Origin of the sequence: Nitratireductor sp. ZSWI3, from assembly GCF_024655565.1 — a bacterium.
Classification (GTDB): domain Bacteria; phylum Pseudomonadota; class Alphaproteobacteria; order Rhizobiales; family Rhizobiaceae; genus Nitratireductor.
Window position 1 is genome coordinate 1 of sequence record NZ_JANKOF010000186.1, and the last position, 2,419, is coordinate 2,419.

Sequence of the window (2,419 nt, forward strand, 5' to 3'; positions counted from 1 at the left end):
GATGGCATCCGGCAGACGGCCGATAGTTCCGTTATCGAAATCCATCTGACGCTCCTTTGCATCAAAAGATGGAAAGCTGAGTGCGGTATTTCAAATACTCTTTTTCTAGGTTCACAATATAAAGAATGTATCGCGCGGGATCACGTTTGAAGAATGACGCTGGCCGATGTGCCTTTACAGACTCAACCCTCTCTGCCGCCCCAACCGCCACGACACCGATCCGCCCTGCACAACGCCCATCACCTCGCGGCCGAGTTGGCGGACGATGACCGGCCGCCACGGAACAAGGGTGAACTCGTGGCTTTGCTCAACGATGGCGAACTTGCCACTCGATAGCTGCACGGTCCCGGTGAACTTGCCCTTCACGCTTTCGCCGTCTCCGGCCACACGGAACGGCAGCTCCTTTGCCTTGGCCATCTGCGCGCCGACATGGGCAACCTCCCGCTCGCGTAGCGTGGCCAGAAGATTGCGCCGGTAGAAGATGCGGCCATCCCGTGATCGGGTGGCGTCACCCTGTTCGATGTGGTGCTCGCGGCGCTGATCCATGGCGTAGCGCACCTGCTCGCCGAACCCGGCCGGAGCGAGATCCGATGCGTCGGGCGATACCAGCCGCCGATCGAGCCAGGTCGCCCCATCGGACCCGATCTGGCTTTCCAGATTGGAGGTCGAGATGACGCGGATGCTGGCCTGCCGGTTCCGACCTGCATCGTAAGCGACGGCACGACTCTCGAAATCTTCTGGAATACGCCATTGGTCGGCGTCGATCCGCTCGACGATCCCGGCACGGCGCAGCGCCTCCAGTCGGCGGACATGGGCATCGACGAAGCCCTCATAGTCACCGCCCGGAACACGGCCCTCGAACTTCGCCTGTTCCAGATGGCGGCTCGGCCGATAGGTGCCGTCCTCGGCGATGGCGGCAATGGCCCGGTCAGACGGGCGCTGCGTCGTGTCGGCCGGGCCGATCTCGATGACGCTACCGATCCGGGCGTCCTCGACGCGGGCCGGGTCTATGCCTGGAACATGATGCGTGCGGCCGTCGATCCCGTCGACCACCACGGTCAGGTTCTCGCCCATCTCGTCGGTCAGATACTTGTCCACGACGCGGCCCACGATTGGCGTCTCGGGCGCGGCATCATGAAGCTGGAACGTCATGGGATCGCGTTCCAATCCATCGGCCTTCAACGCCTTGTGCATATTGCGGACGATGTCGCCGCGCTCGCCTAGCTCGCGCAACGTCGGCTCCATCCGCTCGCTCAACTCCCAGACGCCCGGCGCGTGTTCGTTGGCGAGGCCCATCCGCTCCAGCTTGCCCAGGCGGCGCAGGCGCAGCGTCCGGTCAAACTGGCGACGCGGATCGTCGGGTTCATGTCGCAGGTCGATGAAGCGTTCATCGGCTTCCTCGGTCATCGCGCGGTCGATGCGGGTGAAGCGGTCCTGATCGACTTCGGCCGACAGCTTGCGGGTCTGCTCGATCTCGGTGACGGGACCAAGCTCCAGCGTGGTCAGCTCGCTCGCCCGCTCGCGGATGCCGTTGGCGAGATAGTCGCCGTTGATTACAAGGTTCTCGCCCAGATCATCCCTGCCGCGAACGATGACATGCACATGGGGATGGCCGGTGTTGTGGTGATTGACGGCCACCCAATCAAGCTTCGTGCCAAGGTCGGTTTCGATCTGGCTCATGAGGTCGCGGGTGTGGGCCGTCAGGTCGGTCAGGTCCGCGCCGTCTTCCGGTGATATGATGAACCGGAACTGGCGCTCGTCCTCCTTCCCGCGATCGAGGAAGGCGCCGCCATCGGCGCGGTCATCGGTGGCGGAATAGAGCTGGCCGCGCTCGCCGTCGCGGGAGGTGCCGTCACGCTGGATATAGCGCAGATGGGCGGCGGCCTTGCCGTTCTTCCCGGCCTGCTGGACATAACGGGTCTTGACGACGACGCGGCGCATGCCCGGCGCGCTGTGCCGCCATCCACCGGACAACGTGCGCGCACGAACGAAGGCCGCGCCACGGCCGCGCCGGACGCCGGGGCCACCGGGCGCGCGCGGAGCCTTGCCACCCTTCGGCGCAGACTTCGACGCCGAGCGTGAACCAAGGCGCGGCGAATATTTGGGATGGGCGGTGCTATGCTTGCGCGCGAGCTTCTTGGCCTGCGTCAGAAAGCTCTTGGCCTTGCCCACTTTGGGCGTGTCGGATCGGATACGACCGGGCTTTGGCCGGAAGCGGTTTTCATCATCGGTGCTCATGGATGCGCCACCGGCCAAAATCGCGGAAAATCGGGCAATCGGCGGCCATGGTGCCGGTCGAAACCCAGCAAAGCCAAAGCTTTGCGCAAAATCGCGGCTCGCGCGCTCCAAAAACAGGGTGCCGCTTGAGGCTCCCCTAACCAGTGTGCAGACAACAATAATTTCGAGAACATTGGCGACG

At 63.9% G+C, this 2,419-nt stretch carries 1 protein-coding gene; it reads right to left on the minus strand.

The features are described 5' to 3' along the window. Window positions 1-174: 174 nt before the first annotated feature. Entirely contained in the window at window positions 175-2,238 is a 2,064-nt protein-coding gene (locus NUU27_RS25545; protein WP_308220005.1) for a DUF3363 domain-containing protein, read from the minus strand. Window positions 2,239-2,419: the final 181 nt, after the last annotated feature.